This window comes from Bradyrhizobium sp. (assembly GCF_049519115.1).
GTDB lineage: Bacteria > Pseudomonadota > Alphaproteobacteria > Rhizobiales > Xanthobacteraceae > Bradyrhizobium.
Genome location: NZ_JBEKRB010000040.1, coordinates 21875 through 41336 on the forward strand (window position 1 = coordinate 21875; position 19462 = coordinate 41336).

General features: G+C 60.5%; 17 protein-coding genes. 15 read left to right on the forward strand and 2 right to left on the reverse strand.

Going from position 1 to position 19462, the window contains the following annotated elements; all coding sequences use genetic code 11:
• Nucleotides 1-64: 64 nt before the first annotated feature.
• From ABSE61_RS25810 to ABSE61_RS25875, 14 genes are all read left to right on the forward strand, one after another.
• Nucleotides 65-1297 carry a rhodanese-like domain-containing protein gene (locus ABSE61_RS25810; protein WP_423873975.1) on the forward strand — a complete coding sequence of 411 codons (1233 nt, stop codon included), beginning with the start codon at nt 65-67 and terminating at the stop codon, nt 1295-1297.
• Between the two features lie 246 nt (nt 1298-1543).
• Nucleotides 1544-3091: a cache domain-containing protein gene (locus ABSE61_RS25815; protein ID WP_423873976.1), complete on the forward strand. Its 1548-nt coding sequence runs from the start codon at nt 1544-1546 to the stop codon at nt 3089-3091.
• Nucleotides 3092-3150: 59 nt separating this feature from the next.
• Nucleotides 3151-3495 (forward strand): hypothetical protein, encoded by a 345-nt coding sequence (locus ABSE61_RS25820; protein WP_423873977.1) that lies wholly within the window; start codon nt 3151-3153, stop codon nt 3493-3495.
• 229 nt (nt 3496-3724) lie between these two features.
• Nucleotides 3725-4600, forward strand: coding sequence for a hypothetical protein (locus ABSE61_RS25825; protein WP_423873978.1), 876 nt, complete (start codon nt 3725-3727; stop codon nt 4598-4600).
• A gap of 361 nt (nt 4601-4961) precedes the next feature.
• Nucleotides 4962-6965 carry an SPFH domain-containing protein gene (locus ABSE61_RS25830; RefSeq protein WP_423873979.1) on the forward strand — a complete coding sequence of 668 codons (2004 nt, stop codon included), beginning with the start codon at nt 4962-4964 and terminating at the stop codon, nt 6963-6965.
• Between the two features lie 189 nt (nt 6966-7154).
• Nucleotides 7155-8057: a S1C family serine protease gene (locus ABSE61_RS25835; protein WP_423873980.1), complete on the forward strand. Its 903-nt coding sequence runs from the start codon at nt 7155-7157 to the stop codon at nt 8055-8057.
• Entirely contained in the window at nt 8054-8614 is a 561-nt protein-coding gene (locus ABSE61_RS25840; RefSeq protein WP_423873981.1) for a helix-turn-helix transcriptional regulator, read from the forward strand. Before ABSE61_RS25835 ends, ABSE61_RS25840 begins: the two co-directional genes overlap by 4 nt.
• A gap of 141 nt (nt 8615-8755) precedes the next feature.
• Nucleotides 8756-9388 (forward strand): cytochrome b, encoded by a 633-nt coding sequence (locus ABSE61_RS25845; protein ID WP_423873982.1) that lies wholly within the window; start codon nt 8756-8758, stop codon nt 9386-9388.
• Nucleotides 9389-9443: 55 nt separating this feature from the next.
• On the forward strand, nt 9444-10088 hold the full coding sequence (locus ABSE61_RS25850) for a histidine phosphatase family protein (protein WP_423873983.1): 645 nt from the start codon (nt 9444-9446) through the stop codon (nt 10086-10088).
• 280 nt (nt 10089-10368) lie between these two features.
• Nucleotides 10369-11535 carry an FAD-dependent monooxygenase gene (locus ABSE61_RS25855; RefSeq protein ID WP_423873984.1) on the forward strand — a complete coding sequence of 389 codons (1167 nt, stop codon included), beginning with the start codon at nt 10369-10371 and terminating at the stop codon, nt 11533-11535.
• On the forward strand, nt 11532-12377 hold the full coding sequence (locus tag ABSE61_RS25860) for an alpha/beta fold hydrolase (protein WP_423873985.1): 846 nt from the start codon (nt 11532-11534) through the stop codon (nt 12375-12377). The genes ABSE61_RS25855 and ABSE61_RS25860 overlap by 4 nt, the downstream gene beginning before the upstream one ends.
• Before the next feature lie 60 nt (nt 12378-12437).
• Complete coding sequence (locus tag ABSE61_RS25865; RefSeq protein ID WP_423873986.1) at nt 12438-13871, forward strand: MFS transporter; 1434 nt, start codon at nt 12438-12440, stop codon at nt 13869-13871.
• 110 nt (nt 13872-13981) lie between these two features.
• Nucleotides 13982-15235, forward strand: coding sequence for an aminopeptidase (locus ABSE61_RS25870; RefSeq protein WP_423873987.1), 1254 nt, complete (start codon nt 13982-13984; stop codon nt 15233-15235).
• 182 nt (nt 15236-15417) lie between these two features.
• Entirely contained in the window at nt 15418-15864 is a 447-nt protein-coding gene (locus ABSE61_RS25875; protein WP_423873988.1) for a cupin domain-containing protein, read from the forward strand.
• Nucleotides 15865-16037: 173 nt separating this feature from the next.
• Here the strand turns inward: ABSE61_RS25875 and ABSE61_RS25880 are convergent, their stop codons facing one another.
• Both ABSE61_RS25880 and ABSE61_RS25885 read right to left on the reverse strand, forming a co-directional pair.
• Nucleotides 16038-17087 (reverse strand): amidohydrolase family protein, encoded by a 1050-nt coding sequence (locus ABSE61_RS25880; RefSeq protein WP_423873989.1) that lies wholly within the window; start codon nt 17085-17087, stop codon nt 16038-16040.
• Nucleotides 17088-17296: 209 nt separating this feature from the next.
• Nucleotides 17297-18115 (reverse strand): MBL fold metallo-hydrolase, encoded by an 819-nt coding sequence (locus tag ABSE61_RS25885; RefSeq protein WP_423873997.1) that lies wholly within the window; start codon nt 18113-18115, stop codon nt 17297-17299.
• 211 nt (nt 18116-18326) lie between these two features.
• Between ABSE61_RS25885 and ABSE61_RS25890 the strand changes: the two genes are divergently transcribed.
• The gene (locus tag ABSE61_RS25890) at nt 18327-19367 is read left to right on the forward strand and encodes an alpha/beta fold hydrolase (RefSeq protein ID WP_423873998.1); all 1041 of its coding nucleotides are present in this window, start codon (nt 18327-18329) and stop codon (nt 19365-19367) included.
• The last annotated feature ends 95 nt before the right edge of the window (nt 19368-19462 follow it).

The following is a 19462-nucleotide window of genomic DNA, read 5'->3' on the forward strand; positions in this document are numbered from 1 at the left end:
GCCGGTTGTAATATCAGCTGCGACCGTGCAAGGCTCAATTTTTCGTCCTTCCGGCCGCACGTCCATGACCGTCCCCGCTATCGCCCCCTCGAAAATCCGCAGCATGTTGCTGCTGCGCGAGGAAATCGCCCTGCTCGATCTGCGCCATGAGGCGGCCTATGCCACCGGTCATCCTTTGTTCGCAGCCAATATGGCGGCGAACCGGATCACGCTCGAGGCCGAGGTCAGGTTGCCACGCAAGGATGTGCCGATCGTGGTCTTCGATGCCGGCGAGGGTCTTGTTGTTGAGGCTGCGGATCGTTTTGCCGCGCTGGGCTACACCGACGTCCGCCAACTCGAAGGAGGCCTGGAAGGTTGGCGGAAAGCGGGATTTGAGATTTTCATCGACGTCAATTCCTACGCCAAGGCGTTCGGTGAACTGGTCGAATCTCGCCGCCATACGCCGTCATTGTCGGCGGAAGAAGTCGCCGCGCTGATCGCGAGCGATGCCGATGTCAGGGTCCTCGATGTGCGGCGGCCGGACGAATACGCGACGATGAACATCCCCGGCTCGGTCAGCGTGCCCGGCGCGGAACTGGTGCTTTGCGCAGGCCGCGTCGCGCCCGATTCCGAAACCACCATTGTCGTGAACTGCGCCGGCCGCACCCGATCGATCATCGGTACGCAGTCGCTGATCAATGCAGGCATTGCGAACAAGGTTGTGGCGCTTCGCAATGGCACCATCGGCTGGACGCTGGCCAATCAGACGCTTGAGCACGGCGCCGACCGACACGGTGGCATCGGCCTGTTCGAGGGCGCGAAGGACAAAGCCCGTGAAGTCGCATACCGCGCCGGCGTCCGGTATTTAAACCCGAACGAGGCGGCTGCACTTGAAGCAGAACCAACGCGAACGCTCTATCGCTTCGACGTCCGTCCGGTGGGAGATTATGCGGCGGGGCATATCAAGGGTTTTAGGCACTATGCGGGCGGCCAGCTCGTCCAGGAGATCGACATGGCCGCGCCCGTGCGCGGCGCGCGCATTCTGCTGACCGACGACCGGGGGATTGGCGCCGACATGACGGCGTCCTGGCTCGCGCAGATGGGTTGGGAAGTCTACGTGCTCGAGGGCGGTTATGATGACGCGCTCGAAGCCGGGCCACCGCAGATTTTGCCCAAGCCCGATCCTCAGCATCGCTACCTGCGTCCTTACGAAGGCACCGAGGCATCGAGGGATGCGATGCAGGCCTATCTCGATTGGGAATACGGTCTGGTCGAACAGCTCAAGCGCGACGGCACCCACGGTTTCGTCGTGATTTGAGAAGGCCTTCGCCTTGTTTGTGGTTAACGCCGAGGCGAAATGCCTATCCAGAGAGCAGGTGGCATAACCGGAACGCGTGCCGCGGGCGCATGATCCCGACATTCATATTATTGCCCGAATTTCATCCGCTTTTCACGGTTCCGTGCGATCAATAGACGCGGTTGCTCACGATTTCGTGCGATCCACACAAACCCAAGAGCAGGCGTGGCTGAACAGAATCACCACACGAAGTTGGGGAGATCGAAGATGTGCGATGCGGCCGGGCGGCAATCGATTGAGATTGTCAGGAGAAAAACTTCGACGGTGAAGCCGGCGGTGCTGGCTTTCGCATTCGCGGCAGCGCTGCTGCCGTGGCCGAATTTTGCGCTCGCCGCTTCCCAATTTGGCACCAGGGACGAAGCCGTTGCGATGGTTCACCGCGTCCAGGAGATGTTCAAGAGAGTCGGATACGAAGCAACGATCAAAGCTGTTCTGAGCAAGTCCGGGGGGACCATCGACCGCGATCTCTACGCCTATATCCTCGACCAGAACGGGGTCGTCATGGCCAATGGCGCGATACCCACGATGACGCCGGGAACGAACCTTTACAATTTTCGGGATCAGAACGGCAAATATATGATGCGGGAGCAGCTGGAAGTCTGCAAAGGCGCAGGCAGTGGCTGGGTCGACTTTCGTTTCCTGAGCCCCCTGACCCAAACCATCGAGGACAAGTCGACCTACATCGAACGCATGGGCAACTATTGCGTCGGCGTAGGCGTCTACGCAAACGAGCAGATCAACGAGAATACGGTTTCAATCATCTCGGGCAGTCCTACCGTCGACGACACGTATCTCGAAGTCGCGAGTGATCTCGCGTCGGTTCTGAACGACCATGATCGATTGCGCGTTGTTCCGTTGGTTGGAATTGGCGGGCCGCAGAACATTCGCGACGTGCGCTACCTGAAGGGCGTCGATATCGGATTAACGCAGGTCAGCATCATGGACGGGATGCGACGGTCGAATCAGGCGCTTGGCAAAGACGATGACAAGATCGTCTACATCACCAGACTGTTCAATGAAGAAGTCCATTTGATTGCGGGGCCGGATATCACCTCGATCGAGCAGCTTGCCGGCCGCAAGGTGAACATCGATGACGTTCGCAGCGGGACCAACTACACCATGCGCGATATATTCAAGCGCCTCGGGATGAAAGTGGAGGAGGTCAACGTCTCGCAAACGGAAGCGGTCAAGATGCTGAACGCCGGCGAGATCGCTGCCACGGCTTACATTGCCGGCAAATCCGCCAAACTGATATCGAATCTGCAACTCGACCGCGGCATGCATTTCGTTTCCATTCCATTCGCCAAGGATATCGCCACCGAATATCTGCCGACATCGTTCACCCACGATGACTACCCGAACCTGGTTGCTGTCGGTCAAAAGATCGATACGATTGCAGACCGCGTGGTACTGATAGGGTACAACTGGCCAAAAAATACGGATCGCTACCGTCGCGTCGCGCAGTTCGTGGATGCCTTTTTTCCGAAGGTCGCAGCATTCCAGAATCCGCCGTTTCACCCCAAATGGCGTGAAGTCAACGTCTCCGCAAAGATCGATGGCTGGAAGCGCTCCGACGCGGCCGAGGATTGGCTGGCAGCCCGATCGAACGCGTCCAGTTCCGACTCTCTAGCACCGTCGAAATTCAAAGAGCTTGCAATTTCTAACGGCGCTGTTGACCCCAATTCCGCCGATGCCAATTCGAAGGCCAGCCAACTTTATCAACAGTTCCTGAAGTGGAAACAAACGGGACATTGACCATTGAGCTGCCCCCGGGCAGGTCAGCCGGTCTACCCTGCTGAATCGGGGGAAAACCAATGATGAGAAGCTGGCTTTTTGCAGCATTGTTTCTCGTTCCTGTCGAATGCGCCCAGGCCGGGTGTCCGGATTCCTTTACCGCGAAGTCGGGACTTCCCGGACACGTCGGCGACTGGACGGCGACCTACGACTTGAAAACTGGAACATTTACAGCGCGCCACGTCAGCGGCAATTCTATCTCCGGCAAAATAACGGCTTCCTGCACGGACCAGAAAATTCTGCTCCAGGAGTCGGAAACCACCAATAACAATGACGGTCGGTGCGAGTTGAGCCGCACCGATTCGCATCAATACCGCGGGATCTGCACCCCGCGCGGATTCGAAATGCGCATTGCCGGGTTTTGATCCGCCAGCCCTGATGGGGTGAGGGTACGAGGCCCGCTAAATCACTGCCATGAGGGCGCTTCGCGCCGGAGCTCGCATCGGGTGCGGGCAGTGCCGAAAATCGTTTTTCGCGTCAAGACGACTTTTTCGCCGCACTTCCAATTGAGCCGCAATGTCATCCAAGTTTCCGCCCAGATTCGCGCACTATTGATTCTGGTGATTCGGCGGGATGATCTCGAGGATATTAAAAATGGCATTTTTCAAGCGGGAAGTCGGCCCGGTCGAGCGGTTCGAAAGTACGCTCAGGGACCGGCGTGCGGCGCGCCAGAGGCAGGCTGACCGGGTGAGCGTCGTTGAAGGGGTCGTTGGAGAAAAACGTGCTCTTGCCGAACGGCTGGCGGTGACCGGTGCGACCGCTGACAAACTCGGCCGAGCAGAGACCAAGCTGCGCGCCGTCGAGGAACGCGCCAAGGTTCTCCGAGCCGAATTGACGGAATTCGATGAGCAGATTGCTTCAACCGAACGTGCATTGGCTGACGCCAGGGCGCAACGCGAACGCGACACGCTGGCGGATCAGATAGAAGAGATGGCCGCGGCAATCGAGCAGACTGCGCCGGGATTTGGCGCCAGTGCTGCCGCGCTTGTGGACGCCGTCACAAAAAGTTCTGCGTCGGTACCGGAGGCGACGAGGTTCTCGACCAGCGTGGATGCGGTACGGCGGGAAGTGCTCGCGGCTGCGGACTTGATCTGCTGGCAGCTTCGATCTGCCGCGGTGCGCACTCGCGCTGGCAACGCGAACGTTGCCGTCGACGCGACGGCCGAGCTTGAGCAACTGCCAGATCAAGATAGGCAATTAATTTACACGCTCAATACGCTGCTTTGGCGGGAGGGCGGTGAAGTGCGTAGAGCTCCAGCATTCGCGCTGGTCGAGCTGCCGAAAATCCTGCTGTCGGTCGCGCTGCGGCATCAGCACGTGGACTATCTGAATGCCCGGCGTGTGCAGACCCTGATTCACATTCATGGCAGCGAAGGGTCGCACGGCGAGCCCAGTCCTGACGATCCGCAGCTCATCGATCTCGATGCGCTTGCTGCGGAGGAGGAGAGCATCCGAGCTCATGTCGCATGAGCGCACCGAATGATGTCGGCCTCTATGCCGGCTGCCGATGTGCTCGATGATCGTTGCCAGTTCTGCTTCTGGCGGCAGAACAGGTCATCGAGTTGCAACTCAGTTGCAACTCGGTCGAGAAGACGGCAGCGCGCTACCGTGAAGGGTTTCGCGGGTGTCATTGATTTGTCATCGATTCCAATGATTCCGATTGTTTAACGCCTCGCCCGCCATTCCGTGACGCAATATTGATTATTCCGTCGCGAACATTGTTCGCGCCTTGCGCGACCAATTGGCCGCAGCCACATCTGCACCCCTGCAATCTTTGGCTGTCGCAAAATGATCCATTGGACGGATCGATTGCAGGCATCGGAGATGTCACATGGACGTCAATAGTCTGATTAACGGCTGGACCCACCCCGCGCTCTGGGCTGGCACCGTCATCGCCTTTCTCATTCTGCTGCGCATTGCCAACATCTTTCGCTACATACCGAACAACCAGGTCGGCATCGTCGAGAAGCTGTGGTCGACTAGAGGGTCGATCAAAGACGGATTCATCGCCTTGAATGGCGAAGCCGGCTACGAGCCAGAAGTGCTGCGCGGTGGTCTTCACGTGTTCGTCCCGTTCATGTACCGGATCCACAAGTCGGATCTGGTCACGGTCGGGCAGGGCAAGATCGCCTACGTGTTCGCGCGCGACGGTGCGGCGCTTGGCGCATCGCAGGTGCTTGGCGCCAACGACACGGAAGAGAAGTCGGACTTCCAGGACGCACGGAAATTTCTGCTCGCGGGCGGCCAAAAAGGCCCGCAGCGGAAAATCCTTCGCGAAGGCACCTACGCGATCAACACCACTCAATTCGCGATCATCACGGACGAGCGCGTCTACGGGCATGCACTCAGCCCGCAGGAGCGCGCCGTTCTCGACGGCATGCAGCTGACCATCAGCGAGCGGTGGGGCTTCACGCCGGTGATCCTGGCGGCGGATCAGGACCTCGTCGGCATCGTGACGGTGCACGACGGTCCGTCACTGCCTCCGGGCGAAATCATCGCGCCTGAGCTCGGGATCGATTTGCGCGACGCGCGCACCTTTCACAACAACTTTCAGGAGCCGGAAAAATTCCCGAACGCGGGCGGCTATCGTGGCCGTCAGTTGCAGATCATCGTCGAAGGCACCTGGTACATCAACCGGCTGTTTGCGACGGTCGAGGCAGTGCCGAAGACGGTGATTCCGGTCGGTAATGTCGGCGTGGTCATTTTCTATACGGGGCCGAGGACCGACGACGTCTCCGGTGAACAATATCGCCATGGCGAGTTGGTGCTGAACGGCAGTCGCGGCGTCTGGAAAGACCCGTTGTTGCCGGGCAAGTACGCGTTCAATACCTATGCCGGCAAAATCGAGATCATTCCGACCGTCAACTTCATCCTGAAATGGGTGCGCGGCGAAGTCGGCGCGATGAAGCTGGATGAGAATCTGTCGGAGATATCGCTGATCACGAAGGACGCGTTCGAGCCGACGCTGCCGCTCTCGGTGGTGATGCATATCGACTACAAGAAAGCGCCGATGATCATCCAGCGTTTCGGCGACGTGAAGAAGCTCGTCGAGCAGACGCTCGATCCGATGGTCAGCGCGTTCTTCAAGAACATCGCGCAGAAGATGACGCTGATCGAATTGCTGCAAAACCGTGCTTCGATCCAGGAGGAGTCGGCTGCCGAGATGAAGGCAAAGTTCGAGGCCTATTCGCTCGATCTCCAGGAGGTCCTGATCGGCACGCCGCGGGCGCCGGCCGGCGATCATACGATCGAGAACATCCTAATTCAGTTGCGATCGCGCCAGATCGCCCGCGAGCAGGTCGAGACCTATCAGGAGCAGGAACGGGCCGCGATCCAGGAGCGCACGCTGAACGAAGCCAAGGCGACGGCTGCGGCGCAGTCGGCGCTGACGCAGTCGCTCATTCAGGTCAAGGTCAACGAAAACGAAGGCGCGGCCGCGCTCGCCCGGGCCCAGAAGGATGCCGAGACCCGCAAGGTGACGGCGGCAGCCGTCGGCGAGCAGTCGCGGCTCGAAGGCCAGGGCGAGGCCGATCGGGTGCTGGCGGTTGGCGCTGCCACGGCTCAGGCCACCAAGCTGTCGGTCGATGCCTATGGCGGCCCGGAGTTCCGGTTGGCCGAGCAGAACTTCGCAAAGTTCGCTGAGGCGCTGACCAAGATCAATCAGCCTTTGGTGCCGCAGTTTCTGATGTCCGGCGGGCAAGGTCAGGAGAGCAACGGCGCCGGACTGATCCCAACGGCGATGTTGAGTTCGATGTTCGGCCAAATGATGCCGGACTCGCTGGCGAAACTGAAGGACGAAGCGCCGAAGGCGGTACGCAGGACCAACGGCTCCTGAACGCGCAAGGGGCGAGACGGCGACCGTGTCCACGCGGTCGCCGCCGCCGTCTAGACGCGCAAAGGGGGGAAGCACCTTCCGGGCTGGCCGCCCGGTCAAACGGCCGGGACCAACCCGGCCGTCCGGCCGATAGTCTGAGGGCACTGCATTCCGCAGTTTAGTTCCTATCTTCACCGATAGGAGTAACTCATGTCTTTTTCATCAGACGTACTCAGCCAGTTATCGAATGCGATATCGGCGCGCGCAGAAGCCGCCAAAAATGTCGTCGTTGCGGTTCGCCTCGGCGAGGGGCGGCATCTGACCGGATTGGTCTGGCAATCGGGCGTTGTCGTCGTCTCCGAACAGGCGCTGCCGCGCGGGGACGAATTCGAACTGGTCGCGCCGGGCGGCTCGACCGTGGCCGCACAGTTCGCCGGTCGTGATGCCTCAACCAACATCGCAATTCTGAAAACCACAGATTCGATTCCTGCGCCGGCTTTTGCCGCGGCCGAAGCTCATATCGGCGCGCTCGCTTTAGCGATCGGCGCCGATGGTGAGGGTGGCGCGAGCGTACGATTGGGCACGGTCAATCTGGTCGGCGGAGAGTGGCATTCCCGCCGCGGCGGCCTGATCGACCGGCGCATCGTCCTCGATATCGGGCTTGCTCATCGCGAAGAGGGCGGACCTGTGTTTGATGCAGCCGGCGGTTGCCTGGGCATGTCGACCTTCGGGCCGCGCGGTCACGTCATCGTCATCCCTCACGCGACGCTCACGCGCGTGGTGCCGCAACTCATCAAGGATGGCCACGTCGCGCGCGGCTGGCTCGGCGTCGCGCTGCAGGCCGTCGCGGTCCCCGATGCGTTGCGCGAGAACGCCGATCAAACTGGCGGGATGATGGTGATGTCGGTCGTGGAGGGTGGCCCGGCAGCGCAAGCTGGCATCGTGGCCGGCGACATTATCCTGAGCGTCGATGGCATCTCGGCGCACCGGGTTCGAAAGATTGCACGCTATTTCGGCGGTGACAGCATCGGACGCAAGGCGGACGTCCGCCTGATCCGCGGCGGTGCCGTCATCACGGTCCAGACGACCATTGCAGAACGGCGGGCTGCGTGAGCGAAGTGGCCAGCGATATCGTCGTTGCCAGCCGGTTGCGGGTCGCGGTCCATGCCGCCGATTCGCTTCGCCGCACCGCGCTTTGCAAGGTTGTCGCCGAGGCCGGCCACATCGTTGTCGGCCTACAAGACGAAGCCGACATCGTGCTGGCCGACGGCAGCCGTCCGACGGAAGAAGTCCGTAACGTCATTGGGCTTGGCATCGCGGACGATCGTCTGCGTGGTGCCTTGCCGCGCGAGGCTGACCCGCGCCAGATCGATGCGGCCATCCGCGCAGTCGCCGCCGGCCTCATCGTTCGTGCGCCCGTGCGTGAAAACGGCTTTGGCGCGACGCGCGAAAGCGAAGGCCATGCCCTGCTGACGCCGCGCGAACTCGAAGTACTTGCGGCGCTAGCCGAGGGTATGACCAACAAGGCGATCGCGCGCCGGTTGGAGATCTCGCTGCACACGGTAAAATTTCATGTTGAATCGCTGTTTCGAAAACTCGGTGCGCGCACGAGAACGGAAGCCGTAGCGAAGGCGGCCGAACGCCGCCGCAGCGAGATCATCATGTTGTGATCGGAAGCGGGTATCGGCATCTGCTTACCCCGATCGTCAATCAGATGCATCGTTAAGCAAAAAGCGCAGGAATAAAGTAGCGATCGCTCCAGTCTTCTCCGCATCGAATGATGCCTGACAACAAGATACGGAGCAGATCACATGACGAAAAATTCAGAATCAACGGAAGTGGCCGTCGTCGCAATATCGCGCGAAGATGATCGCTTCGACCGGACCAGCATTATTCTTCACTGGTTGACGGCATTCTTGATCCTTGCGCAGTTTGTAAGCATCTGGTCGCTCGAAGCCGCTGGCGACGAGAGCAGCCTCGGCTTGGCATTTCTATCAATACACCGGGCCACGGGGGTGTCGACCTTGGTCGCCGTCGTGGCACGGCTTTTTTGGCGGCATTATTTCGCCTATCTGCCGCCATTTCCGCCGAGAATGCCGAAACTTCAACAAACCATTGCAAAGGCCAATGAATATGGCCTCTACATTCTGCTGCTGGCGATGCCAATCACAGGGTTGGCAAGAGTTGTTTTGCGCGGTCAATCTTTCGATTTATTTGTCTGGCAAGTGCCGGCGTTAATGGAGCCAAATCCGGCGATGCGTAGCTTGTTCGTGGAGGCCCATGAGATCGGCGCCAAGGCGTTGATGATCCTCATCGGCCTTCATGCTGGTGCGGCGTTGTTCCATCGCCTGGTGCTGCGTGATGGCGTGCTGCAGCGGATGTTGCCGCGAATGCTGGCGCGCGCGAAATTGACGCCGGCTCTGGCCGGGGACGACGCGGAATAAAATCGATGCTTCGTAAGTCTTGTAGATGGGCGGGCTGGATCGCAACGGAGTTTAAATGATGTTTACCATATCGAAATCGATTACCGGACTTGTGGCTTCGATCAGTCTCTTTGCGGCGTTCGCGACGGCCACGCCGGCCGCTCGCGCCGACGACAAGGATATCGCGCAGGCCTTGCGCGCCGGCGGTCTCGTCCTTGTTGTTCGTCATGGTGCAACGGACCCGGACAAGGCGGACACCGATCCGCTCAACTTCGACAACATCGCCGCTCAGCGTAACTTGAACGACAAGGGTAAGGCGTTGGCGAAGGCATTCGGTGATGCGGTGCGTCAGGCCGGCGTTCCCATCGGTAAGGTGTACACCAGCAAATATAACCGCGCTTACGAGACGGCCGTCATCGCCGGCTTCCCGGACATCGAGAAGACGATCGACTTGACCGAGGGTGGGCTGATCGTTTCGCCGAACGAGAACAACCGGCGCGCCGCGGCCTTCCGCAAGATGCTCGCCGTGGCGCCGAAGGATCACTCCAATACGATCCTCGTCACCCATCAGCCCAATATCGTTGCCGCGCTCGGCAAGGATTGGTTCGATGTCAAGGAAGGTGAGACATCGATCTTCCGTCCCGCCGATGGTGGCTACAAGCTCGTTGCCCGTGTCCAGATGGACGAGTGGCCGCGCATTGCAACCGTCGCGTCGAAGTAACGCGGCCAGCTTCGCAGCATTTACAGCCAATCACCCGGCGCCGATCACGGATTGCGCAACCGCCCTTCTGGGCGGTTGTTGCATTTGTGGCAGCAGCTTTGAGGGCGCAGGCCGTTCCTGAACGAGTTCGGCCTTTGCCGCATAGGCGCTCGCATTGCGGCCGGATTGATCCGGGATACGAGGCCATATATGGAGAGATCATAACGGCGTTGCCGACAAGGGCGGCGCCCAAGACCGCGAAGGACAAGGGACCTTCAAGATCCAAGGAGCGGCAGAAGGCATGACCTCACCCAAAATTGCAATCATCGGCGCCGGAATGGGCGGCATGGCGGCCGCCGGCACGCTTCGGCAGGCGGGCCTTGACGTTGCAGTCTACGAACAGGCGCATCAGTTCGGGCGGATCGGCGCCGGCATCCAGATGCTGCCGAACTCGATGAAGGTCCTGCGCGGCATCGGCGTTGAGGACCGTCTGCGCCAACGCGCCTTTGCGCCTTTCTCTCATCTTAATCGCGTTGGCGACACGGGCGAACTCAAGCGCGAATTGCCGATGCCGGAAGACCTTTACGGTGCGCCATTCCTGTGCATGCACCGCGCCGACCTGCATGAGGCGCTGACCTCGATCATTCCCGCTGAGATCGTCCATCTGAACAAGAAGCTGGTTCGGCTGGAGCAGAACGGCGGCCCGGTGACGCTGTTCTTTGCCGACGGGACGACGGCCACGGCCGATGCCGTGATCGGCGCCGACGGGGTTCATTCGGTCGTGCGCGATATCATCATCGGGCCCGACAAGCCGATCCATCGCGGGCGCATTGCTTACCGAGCGGTGTTCAACTCGAATCTTTTGCGGCAGGAAATCTCGCGCTCACGCGTCAAATGGTGGGGCGAGGACCGCCACATCGTGATCTATTACACGACCAAGGACCGCAGCCAGCTTTACTTCGTCACCAGTGTGCCGGAGCCGGCCGACTGGATGACCAAGGAATCCTGGTCGGCGAAAGGTGATGTACTGGAGTTGCGCAAGGCCTATGCGGGCTTTCATCAGGAAGTGCGGATGGTGCTCGATGCCTGCCCCGATTGCCACAAATGGGCGATCCTGGAGCGCGATCCGCTGCCGACCTGGAGCCAGGGCAGGGTGGTCCTGATCGGCGACGCCTGTCACCCGATGACACCTTATATGGCGCAAGGTGCGGCGACCTCGATCGAGGATGCGGCGGTGCTGGCGCGTTGTCTGAAGGGTGTGTCCGTCGACGGCATCGAAGCGGAATTCAGGCGCTTTGAGGCCCACCGCAAGCCGCGCACGTCGAAAATTCAGGAGATCTCGAGCGCCAACACCTGGATGAGCGGCGGCAATGACGATCCAAGCTGGCTCTACGGCTACGATGCCTGGAACATCTCGCTCGATGAACCGGCGCCGACGCCAGGCTCGTCAAAATCGGCCGCGGCATGAACGACGCCGTGAGTTCGTCGACGGCAAGCGCCATCGCGCCGGACGGTGCTTCGATCGCCTACACGCTCTACGCGGCGCCGCTGCGCGATGGCGCGCCTGCGCGCTCGCGTATCGCGTTGATCCATTCGCTGGCGCTCGACCGCAGCTTTTGGAATGGCGTGGTGCCGCTGTTGACCCCTCATGCGGATGTCCTGACCTATGATTGTCGCGGTCACGGCCAATCCGCCAAGGTCAAGATGACCTACACGGCTGAGCTCTTTGCCAGCGACCTTGCCAGCCTGCTCGATCATGTGAATTGGCCACGTGCGGTGATCGCCGGTTGCTCGATGGGCGGATGCGTCGCGCAGGCCTTTGCGGGCGTCTATCCCGACAGGGCCAGGGCGCTTGCGGTGATCGACAGCACGGCCTGGTACGGTCCGTCAGCGCCAAAAGACTGGCGCGAGCGTGCTGCGACCGCGGTGACCAAGGGGCTTGCGGCGTTGTCGGCGTTTCAGGCCACACGCTGGGTCAGCGACGGGTTTCGCGACGCGCATTCGGAAATCGTCCGCGCGCATATGGACGTGTTCCTCGCCAATGATGTCGATTGCTATCGCTCGACCTGCGAGATGCTCGGCGATGCCGATCTCAGGCACTATCAGGCGTCGATACGAATGCCGATGAGTGTGATCGTCGGCGAAGAAGATTACGCCGCACCGGTGGCGATGTCCGAGCAAATCCAAAAGGCGGTACCGGGCGCCACGCTTTCGGTGTTGCCGAATGTCCGCCATTTGACGCCGATCGAGTGCCCGGCGGTGATTGCCGAAAAAATTCTGGAGTTGGTCGCGCGGGCTCCCGGTATCTGATTAGACTCTGAATAATGGGCCGCTCGAAGCGGCCCGAAAAATAAGACAGCGGAGGAAGCCTTGTCAGTTGTCAGCGCCACGTCGCGGCCCGAGGCTTCCGGCGTCTCATCACCCTCGCCGGCTTTCGACGCCGAGCAAGTCGCTGCCGATCTGATCGCGCGGATGGAACAGGTGCCGACATCGCGCTGGTTCGTCGTTGCGCGGATCGTGATGGGAAGCGCGACTTTCTTTGACGCCTTCAACGCGCTCTCGATCGCCTTTGTTCTTCCGATCCTGGTGCCGCTCTGGCACATCACGCCCCCGGAAATCGGCATTCTGATTGGCGCAAGCTATGTCGGCCAGATCATAGGCGCGCTCGCGTTCAGTTGGGGCGCTGAACGCTACGGCCGCATTCCCTGCGCTGCCGCCGCCACGGCCATCTACGCGGTCATGAGTCTGGCCTGTGCCGCGGCCTGGAGTTTCAACATTCTGCTGGTTCTCCGCTTAATTCAAGGCATCGGCGTCGGCGGGGAAATGCCGGTTGCCGCGACCTATATCAGCGAGCTTTCCAGAGCCCGCGGCCGCGGCCGGTTTTTCCTGCTCTATGAGATGATCTTTCCGATCGGACTGATGGTGACCGGCCAGGTCGGCGCGTGGCTGGTGCCGTTGATGGGGTGGCAGATCATGTTCCTGATCGGCGGCATTCCCGGCCTCGTCATTGCGGTGATGTTGTTGCGGCTGCCGGAATCGCCGCGCTGGCTGATCGGGAAGGGCCGGCTTGCCGCGGCCGAGGCCGTTGTCAGGCGGTTAGAGGCGGCATCTGACAAGTCCGGCGCCGTCGATGTGGCGTTGCCGGCTGCGGTATTACCGGCACAGGTCGAGGTGCCGGCGCGATCGCGCGGCAAGTGGAGCGAACTGCTGTCGCCCGCCTATCGTGCGCGCACGCTGATTGCCTGGGTTCTGTGGGCTTCGGCGTTTCTGGTCGCCAACGGCCTCAACAACTGGATGCCGACGCTTTACACCACGGTCTATCATCTCGCCCTGCCGCAGGCGCTGCGCGCCGCCTCGCTGACCAACGTCGCTCAGGTGTGTCTGGTGCTGATCTGCGCGCTCGTGATCGACCGCACCGGCCGCAAATACTGGATGATGGGGGCCTTTGGTCTTGGCGCGGTGACGCTCGGTATCTTAGGGCTTGGCGGCGCGCAAGACGTCTCGTGGTTCATCGTTCTGAGCACGATCAGCTATGGGCTGATCGGATCGATCGCGGCCGTGGTCTATCTCTACACGCCGGAAATCTATCCGACGCGGATGCGCGCGGTAGGGACGGGGGTTGCGACCTCCTGGCTTCGGGTAGCCTCCGCGATCGGCCCCGCGCTGATCGGCTTCATGCTGGGTAAAGGCGGCGGTGTCGATGCGGTCTTTTTAATGTTCGCCATCGTAGCCATCGTGGGACTGATTGCCGCAACCCGCATGATTGAAACACGAAATTTACGCTTGGAAGAAATTTCGCGCTGATATCGGGTTCAATCTCTGCCCACGTTGCCGTGATCAATAGCGCTTGATCCCTCACGCTGCGCGCAAAAATGGATATAATCGGCCTGTGGTCAATGACAGGTCATTCATTCATGAGCGCTTCTGAACGTAATCCTTCACCCATCGATCCCGTGAAACTCGATCGCCTCGCGGAGGTCGCCATCAAGGTCGGGTTGCGGCTTGAACGGGGGCAGAATCTCCTCGTGACGGCGCCGACCGTCGCGTTGCCTTTGGTCCGTAAGGTCGCCGAGCATGCCTACAAGGCCGGTGCGGGTCTCGTGACCCCGATCCTGTCGGACGAAGCCATCACCTTGCTGCGTTATCGATTTGGGCACGACGAGGGTTTCGACCAGGCGGCCGATTGGCTCTATGAGGGAATGGCGAAGGCATTTGCCGCTAATACGGCGCGGCTTGCCATCGTTGCCGACAACCCGATGCTGCTTTCGGGCGAGGACCCGACAAAGGTTGCGCGCGCCAGCAAGGCCAACTCCATTGCATACAAACCGGCGCTCGAGCGGATCGTCAATTTCGATATCAACTGGAACATCATTGCCTATCCGTCGCCATCATGGGCGAAACTCGTGTTTCCCCAGGACGAAGAAGATGCCGCGGTCACAAAGCTTGCGGACGCCATTTTTGCCGCTTCCCGGGTCGACAGGGATGACGCCGTCGCGGCTTGGCAGGCTCACAACGAGATATTGCGCGGCCGACGGGAGTGGCTGAACGGACAGCGATTCGGCGCACTGCACTTTTCCGGACCCGGCACCGACCTCACGGTCGGTCTTGCCGACGGACATGAATGGCAGGGCGGCGGTTCCACGGCAAAGAACGGCATTACTTGCAATGCGAATATTCCAACCGAAGAAGTCTTCACCACGCCGCATGCCAAGCGGGTCGACGGTTACGTCGTCAGCACCAAGCCGCTGTCCTATCAGGGCTCGCTGATCGAAGGCATTGCGGTTCGCTTCGAGGAAGGCCGCATTGTCGAGGCCAAGGCGACGCGTGGCGAGGAAGTTCTCAATAAAGTCCTCGATACCGATGAAGGCGCCCGTCGTCTCGGCGAAGTAGCGCTGGTGCCGCATTCGTCGCCGATCTCGCACAGCGGGTTGTTGTTCTTCAATACGCTGTTTGACGAGAACGCCGCCTGCCACATTGCGCTCGGCCAATGTTATTCGAAGTGCTTTGTCGACGGTACGAAACTGACGCCGGAGCAGATCTCAGCGCAAGGCGGCAACTCGAGCCTGATCCACATCGACTGGATGATCGGCTCGGGCCAGATCGATATCGACGGTCTTTATGCCGACGGCCGCCGCGTGCCGGTATTCCGGAAGGGCGAGTGGGCCTGATCCTCGCTGCGCCAGCCGGATCATGGCAATGCATGCCATGCACCGTGGCCCCACCGGCCTGTGGAGTCCTGGGCCGTAAGGAAAGCTTAAACGATTGTTATTAGTTTTTGCTCGCAAACGTTATCGGGCGGAAACTAATCGCAATTTTAAGCAGGCGTTTCGGAAAATTTGAGGGGCGAGAGGTGGCATTGATCGAAACAACCAATCTCGTTGTCAACCTTGAGCTAAGGCCGATCGAGCCGTCCTGGATCATCGAAGGCAATCCGGTTGCGCAATCCTGCGTGCTGTCGAAGAGCGCCGATGGCCTCGCCACCACCATCGTCTGGGAGTGCAGCGAAGGTCGGTTCAACTGGTATTACGATTTCGACGAAACCATCCTGATTCTTGAGGGATCGATCGTGCTTGAAAGCGACACGCTGCGCCCGACCCGCTACGGTCCGGGCGACGTGATCTTCTTCCGGAACGGCGCGCATGCGCGGTGGTATGTCGAGGGCCGCGTTCGCAAGCTCGCCTTCTGCCGGACCACGCAGCCGATGGTGCTGGCCTTCGTGGCGCGGGCGTTCAACAAGATCAAGCGCGTGGTGTTCCTGTCGGAGAAACGCGCGGCGCCGGGCCTCGCCTCGACCTGAGAAAGTCAGGCTAGTGGAGTGGATTTGACATTCGCTACCTCCGGCCGCGCATTCGCCATGCGAATGTCAAATCCAAAACGCCACTAGAAACGCATGTCCTACTAGTGGTCCTTTGATTCTAACATTTGCAAAAGCGCATGCCTCACCGGGATGCGAATGTAAGAATCGGACCACTAGTTCTCCAGCCGATAGACCTTCATCGCCGTCTTCGAAAACAGCGCGTCCTTCTCCGTCTCGCTCATGGAAGCCGTGATGCGTTTAAACGCGTTGAAAATCACCTGATAGCTGCACTGGCCTTTATCGGGCGGAAAATTGCTCTCGAACATCGCGCGTTGGACGCCGAACGCCTCAATGCAGGTCTCGATATAAGGCCGCCACGCCGTAGCGAGCTCTTCCGAGGACGGCGGCAGCGGACGCTCGTGAAAGTCATAGCCCAGCAGACACATCGCCAGACCGCCGAGCTTCACGGAGACATTCGGACATTTGGCGATCTCGTGAATTGAGGTTTTCCAGGTCGTAAAAATTTCCTCGCGCCGTCCGGCATATTGGCCGGTACCGGCCGGGCCACCACAATGGTCGAGCACGATGCGTGTGTCCGGAAAGGCGCAAGCGAGATCGGCGAGTTCGCTTATCTGCGGATGAAACAGCCAGGCATCGAAGCTCAGGCCGAGCGGAGCCAGACAGCTAAAGCCTTTGCGAAATGTCGGATCGAGCAACAGGCCCTTCGGCCGCGTCGCATACATATGGGCGACGCTGGGGTCTGTGTCCCAGGCCGACGAATGCCGGATGCCGCGTAAGCGGCCCTGGCCCGCCGATATTTCTGCCTCCAACACCGCACGGGCGCCGTCCCCCGACAGAAGATTGACGTGGCCGATAATGCCGGCGCAGACGGCGGCAGGACCATAGCCGCCGCTCGCGCTCATCGCGGCTGCGCCATTGGCGAATTCAACCTCGCCTACGGGACGAAACGCTTCCGGTCCGTTCGCACGGTACATCGAGCGCGCTTCGACATAGACGGTTGCGATAACGTTGTGGCCCGAAGCGATATCGGAGGTGAGTTCGTCGAGAAGGTAGCGCTGGCCACCGCGATCCCACAAATGATGATGAGGATCGACGATGGGCCGGGCCGGATCGAGCACTTGCTCTTCGTGCAAGGCAAGCCAGTCCGGCCGTGGGTCGGCATAGAGGCCGGTCTTGGCAGATGGCAATGTGCTGGTGACCACGAAAATCCTTCCCCGGTATTTTATTGATCAGGCTGGATGCCGCGAAGACTAGTGCCGCCTATTTGAAATTCCTGCACCCAAGCGGCGAATTCGGTTCAGGAACTTCAAATGAAAGCGGCACTAAAATAGTAAGTTCGCTAGTGCCCATGACTTTTCGAAGTTCGTAAAAGTGGGTGTTGCGATGGGGCACGAACTTCGAAAAGTGGGCACTAGACGCCGCGCAGAATGATGACAGTTGGCGCCGCAGGCAAGGAATCCCGCGATATCGTCAGGCTGCGTTCGGTCCGCTCGTCGATCGCGAATTGCTGGCCGATCTTGCGCATGAACTCGTCGAGCGGGGTGGCGAAGCGATGCATGGGCAACACCACCGAGGCGCGCACGCGCCGCGTGATCTCGGAGACGCCGTCCAGCGACATCGTATAGGCGCCGTCGATCGGCACCATCAGGATATCGAGCCGTCCGATCGCCGCGAAATGGCTGTCGTCAAGCTTGTGATGCAGGTGGCCGAGATGGCCAATGCAAAGGCCGGCGACCTCGAAGATAAAGATGGAATTGCCATCCTTGATCATCTCCCCGCTGGAGTCGTCCATGAAATAACGGCGGATGTCGGTGGTCACGTTGCGAATGAGAACATCACCGATGCGCTCGTTGATCCGGGCCGGACTGCCGTCGTCGTTCCAGCCGTGCAGGACGTGAGGAATGCGCGGGTCAGGAAATAAAGTGTAGTGCGTGCTGTGCGCCCGGTTCATGGTGACGACGTCGGGCAGACGGCCGCTGGTGTAGACGCCGCTGAAATCGGTCGCGATCCGCACGCCGCCGGGCGTGTCGATGTAATAGGTCGAATGGCCCGCATAGGTGATCGTGACGTCGTCGGCTTTCGCCGACAGTCGGCGCAGCGACACCGGCGTGGCGCGAGGCGGCGCTTCCGCCATCGCGAGGCATTCGCTGCCTCGTGGAGTGTCCTGCGCGGCGGCCATCGAGACCGAAAGGCCCGCAAGACCAAGGACGAGGGCGGCAACTCGCAACATGAGGGTCATGCAACCGGCACTTTTTCGCGAAGTCCCACTCTATCGCCGAATTTCTGCGCCGTCACGATGGCGATCGCGCATGTCTGGGCTGACGCCGCATGTCATGGTGCGACGATTTGAATGACTGTCTTCCGGCTTTCTGGTTAGACTTTATCGGATCGCCGCGCGTTCGGATTGTCGATCCGGGTGCTGTGATATCCAGGGTGCCATGATGTCAGAATCTGTCGATCGCCGGCACGTCCTTGCGTTCGGTGCGGCCCTAACCGGAGGTTTTGCGATGGAATTCGCTCAGGCAACTGCGGCCGATAACGGGGCAGGGCAAACCGCGACGCCTTCGCGCGCGGCTTCATCGCGCCGTCTGGAGCCGCTTCGTTCAGTCGAGGCCGGCGTCCTCGATATTGCCTATTATGAGGAAGGGCCCGCCGATGGCCCGGCCGTCGTGCTTTTGCACGGCTTTCCCTATGACATTCACTCCTATGTGGATGTCGCCCCGCTATTGGCCGCCAAAGGCTGCCGTGTCGTCGTGCCTTATCTGCGCGGCTACGGCCCGACCCGTTTTCTCGATTCCAAAACGCCGCGCTCGGGTGAACAGGCCGCTGTCGGTGCCGACCTAATCGCGCTGATCGATGCGCTCGGGATCAAGCGCGCGGTCTTTGCCGGCTACGATTGGGGCGGTCGTGCCGCCTGCGTTGGTGCTGCGCTATGGCCGGATCGCTGCGCGGGCCTGGTGAGCGTGAACGGCTACCTGGTCCAGGACATTGCGCACGCGATGGTTCCTGCGAAGGTGCCGCGGGAAGTCGCCTATTGGTATCAATACTATTTCCAGATCGAGCGCGGTCGGGCGGGCCTCGCCGCCAACCGGCGCGAGATCGCGAAGATATTATGGCAGCAGTGGTCGCCGAACTGGCACTTCGACGAGGCGACCTTCGAGCGGACCGCACGGGCCTTCGATAATCCCGACTATGTCGATGTCGTGATTCACAGCTATCGCCATCGCTACGGCCTGGCCGATGGCGATCCGCGTTATGCGGAGCTGGAGCGACGCCTGGCAACGCAGCCGGTGATCGCGGCCCCCGCCATCACGCTCGACGGTAACGCGGACGGCGTTAATCCTGCAACCGATGGCACGGCCTATGCGGTGAAATTCAGTCGTCGCCTCGCCCATCGCGTTATCCCGCGTGCGGGCCATAACCTGCCGCAAGAGGAGCCGGAAGCCTTTGCGGTGGCGGTGATGGAGCTGATCAAGACGTAAGAGCGGCGGAGCCGTATTTTGCTAGGGTGAGAGCCGTGCTCTTATTTTTGTTTCGACGCGTCTTCTACCGCAGATAAGTCTGCGCAATCTGCGTA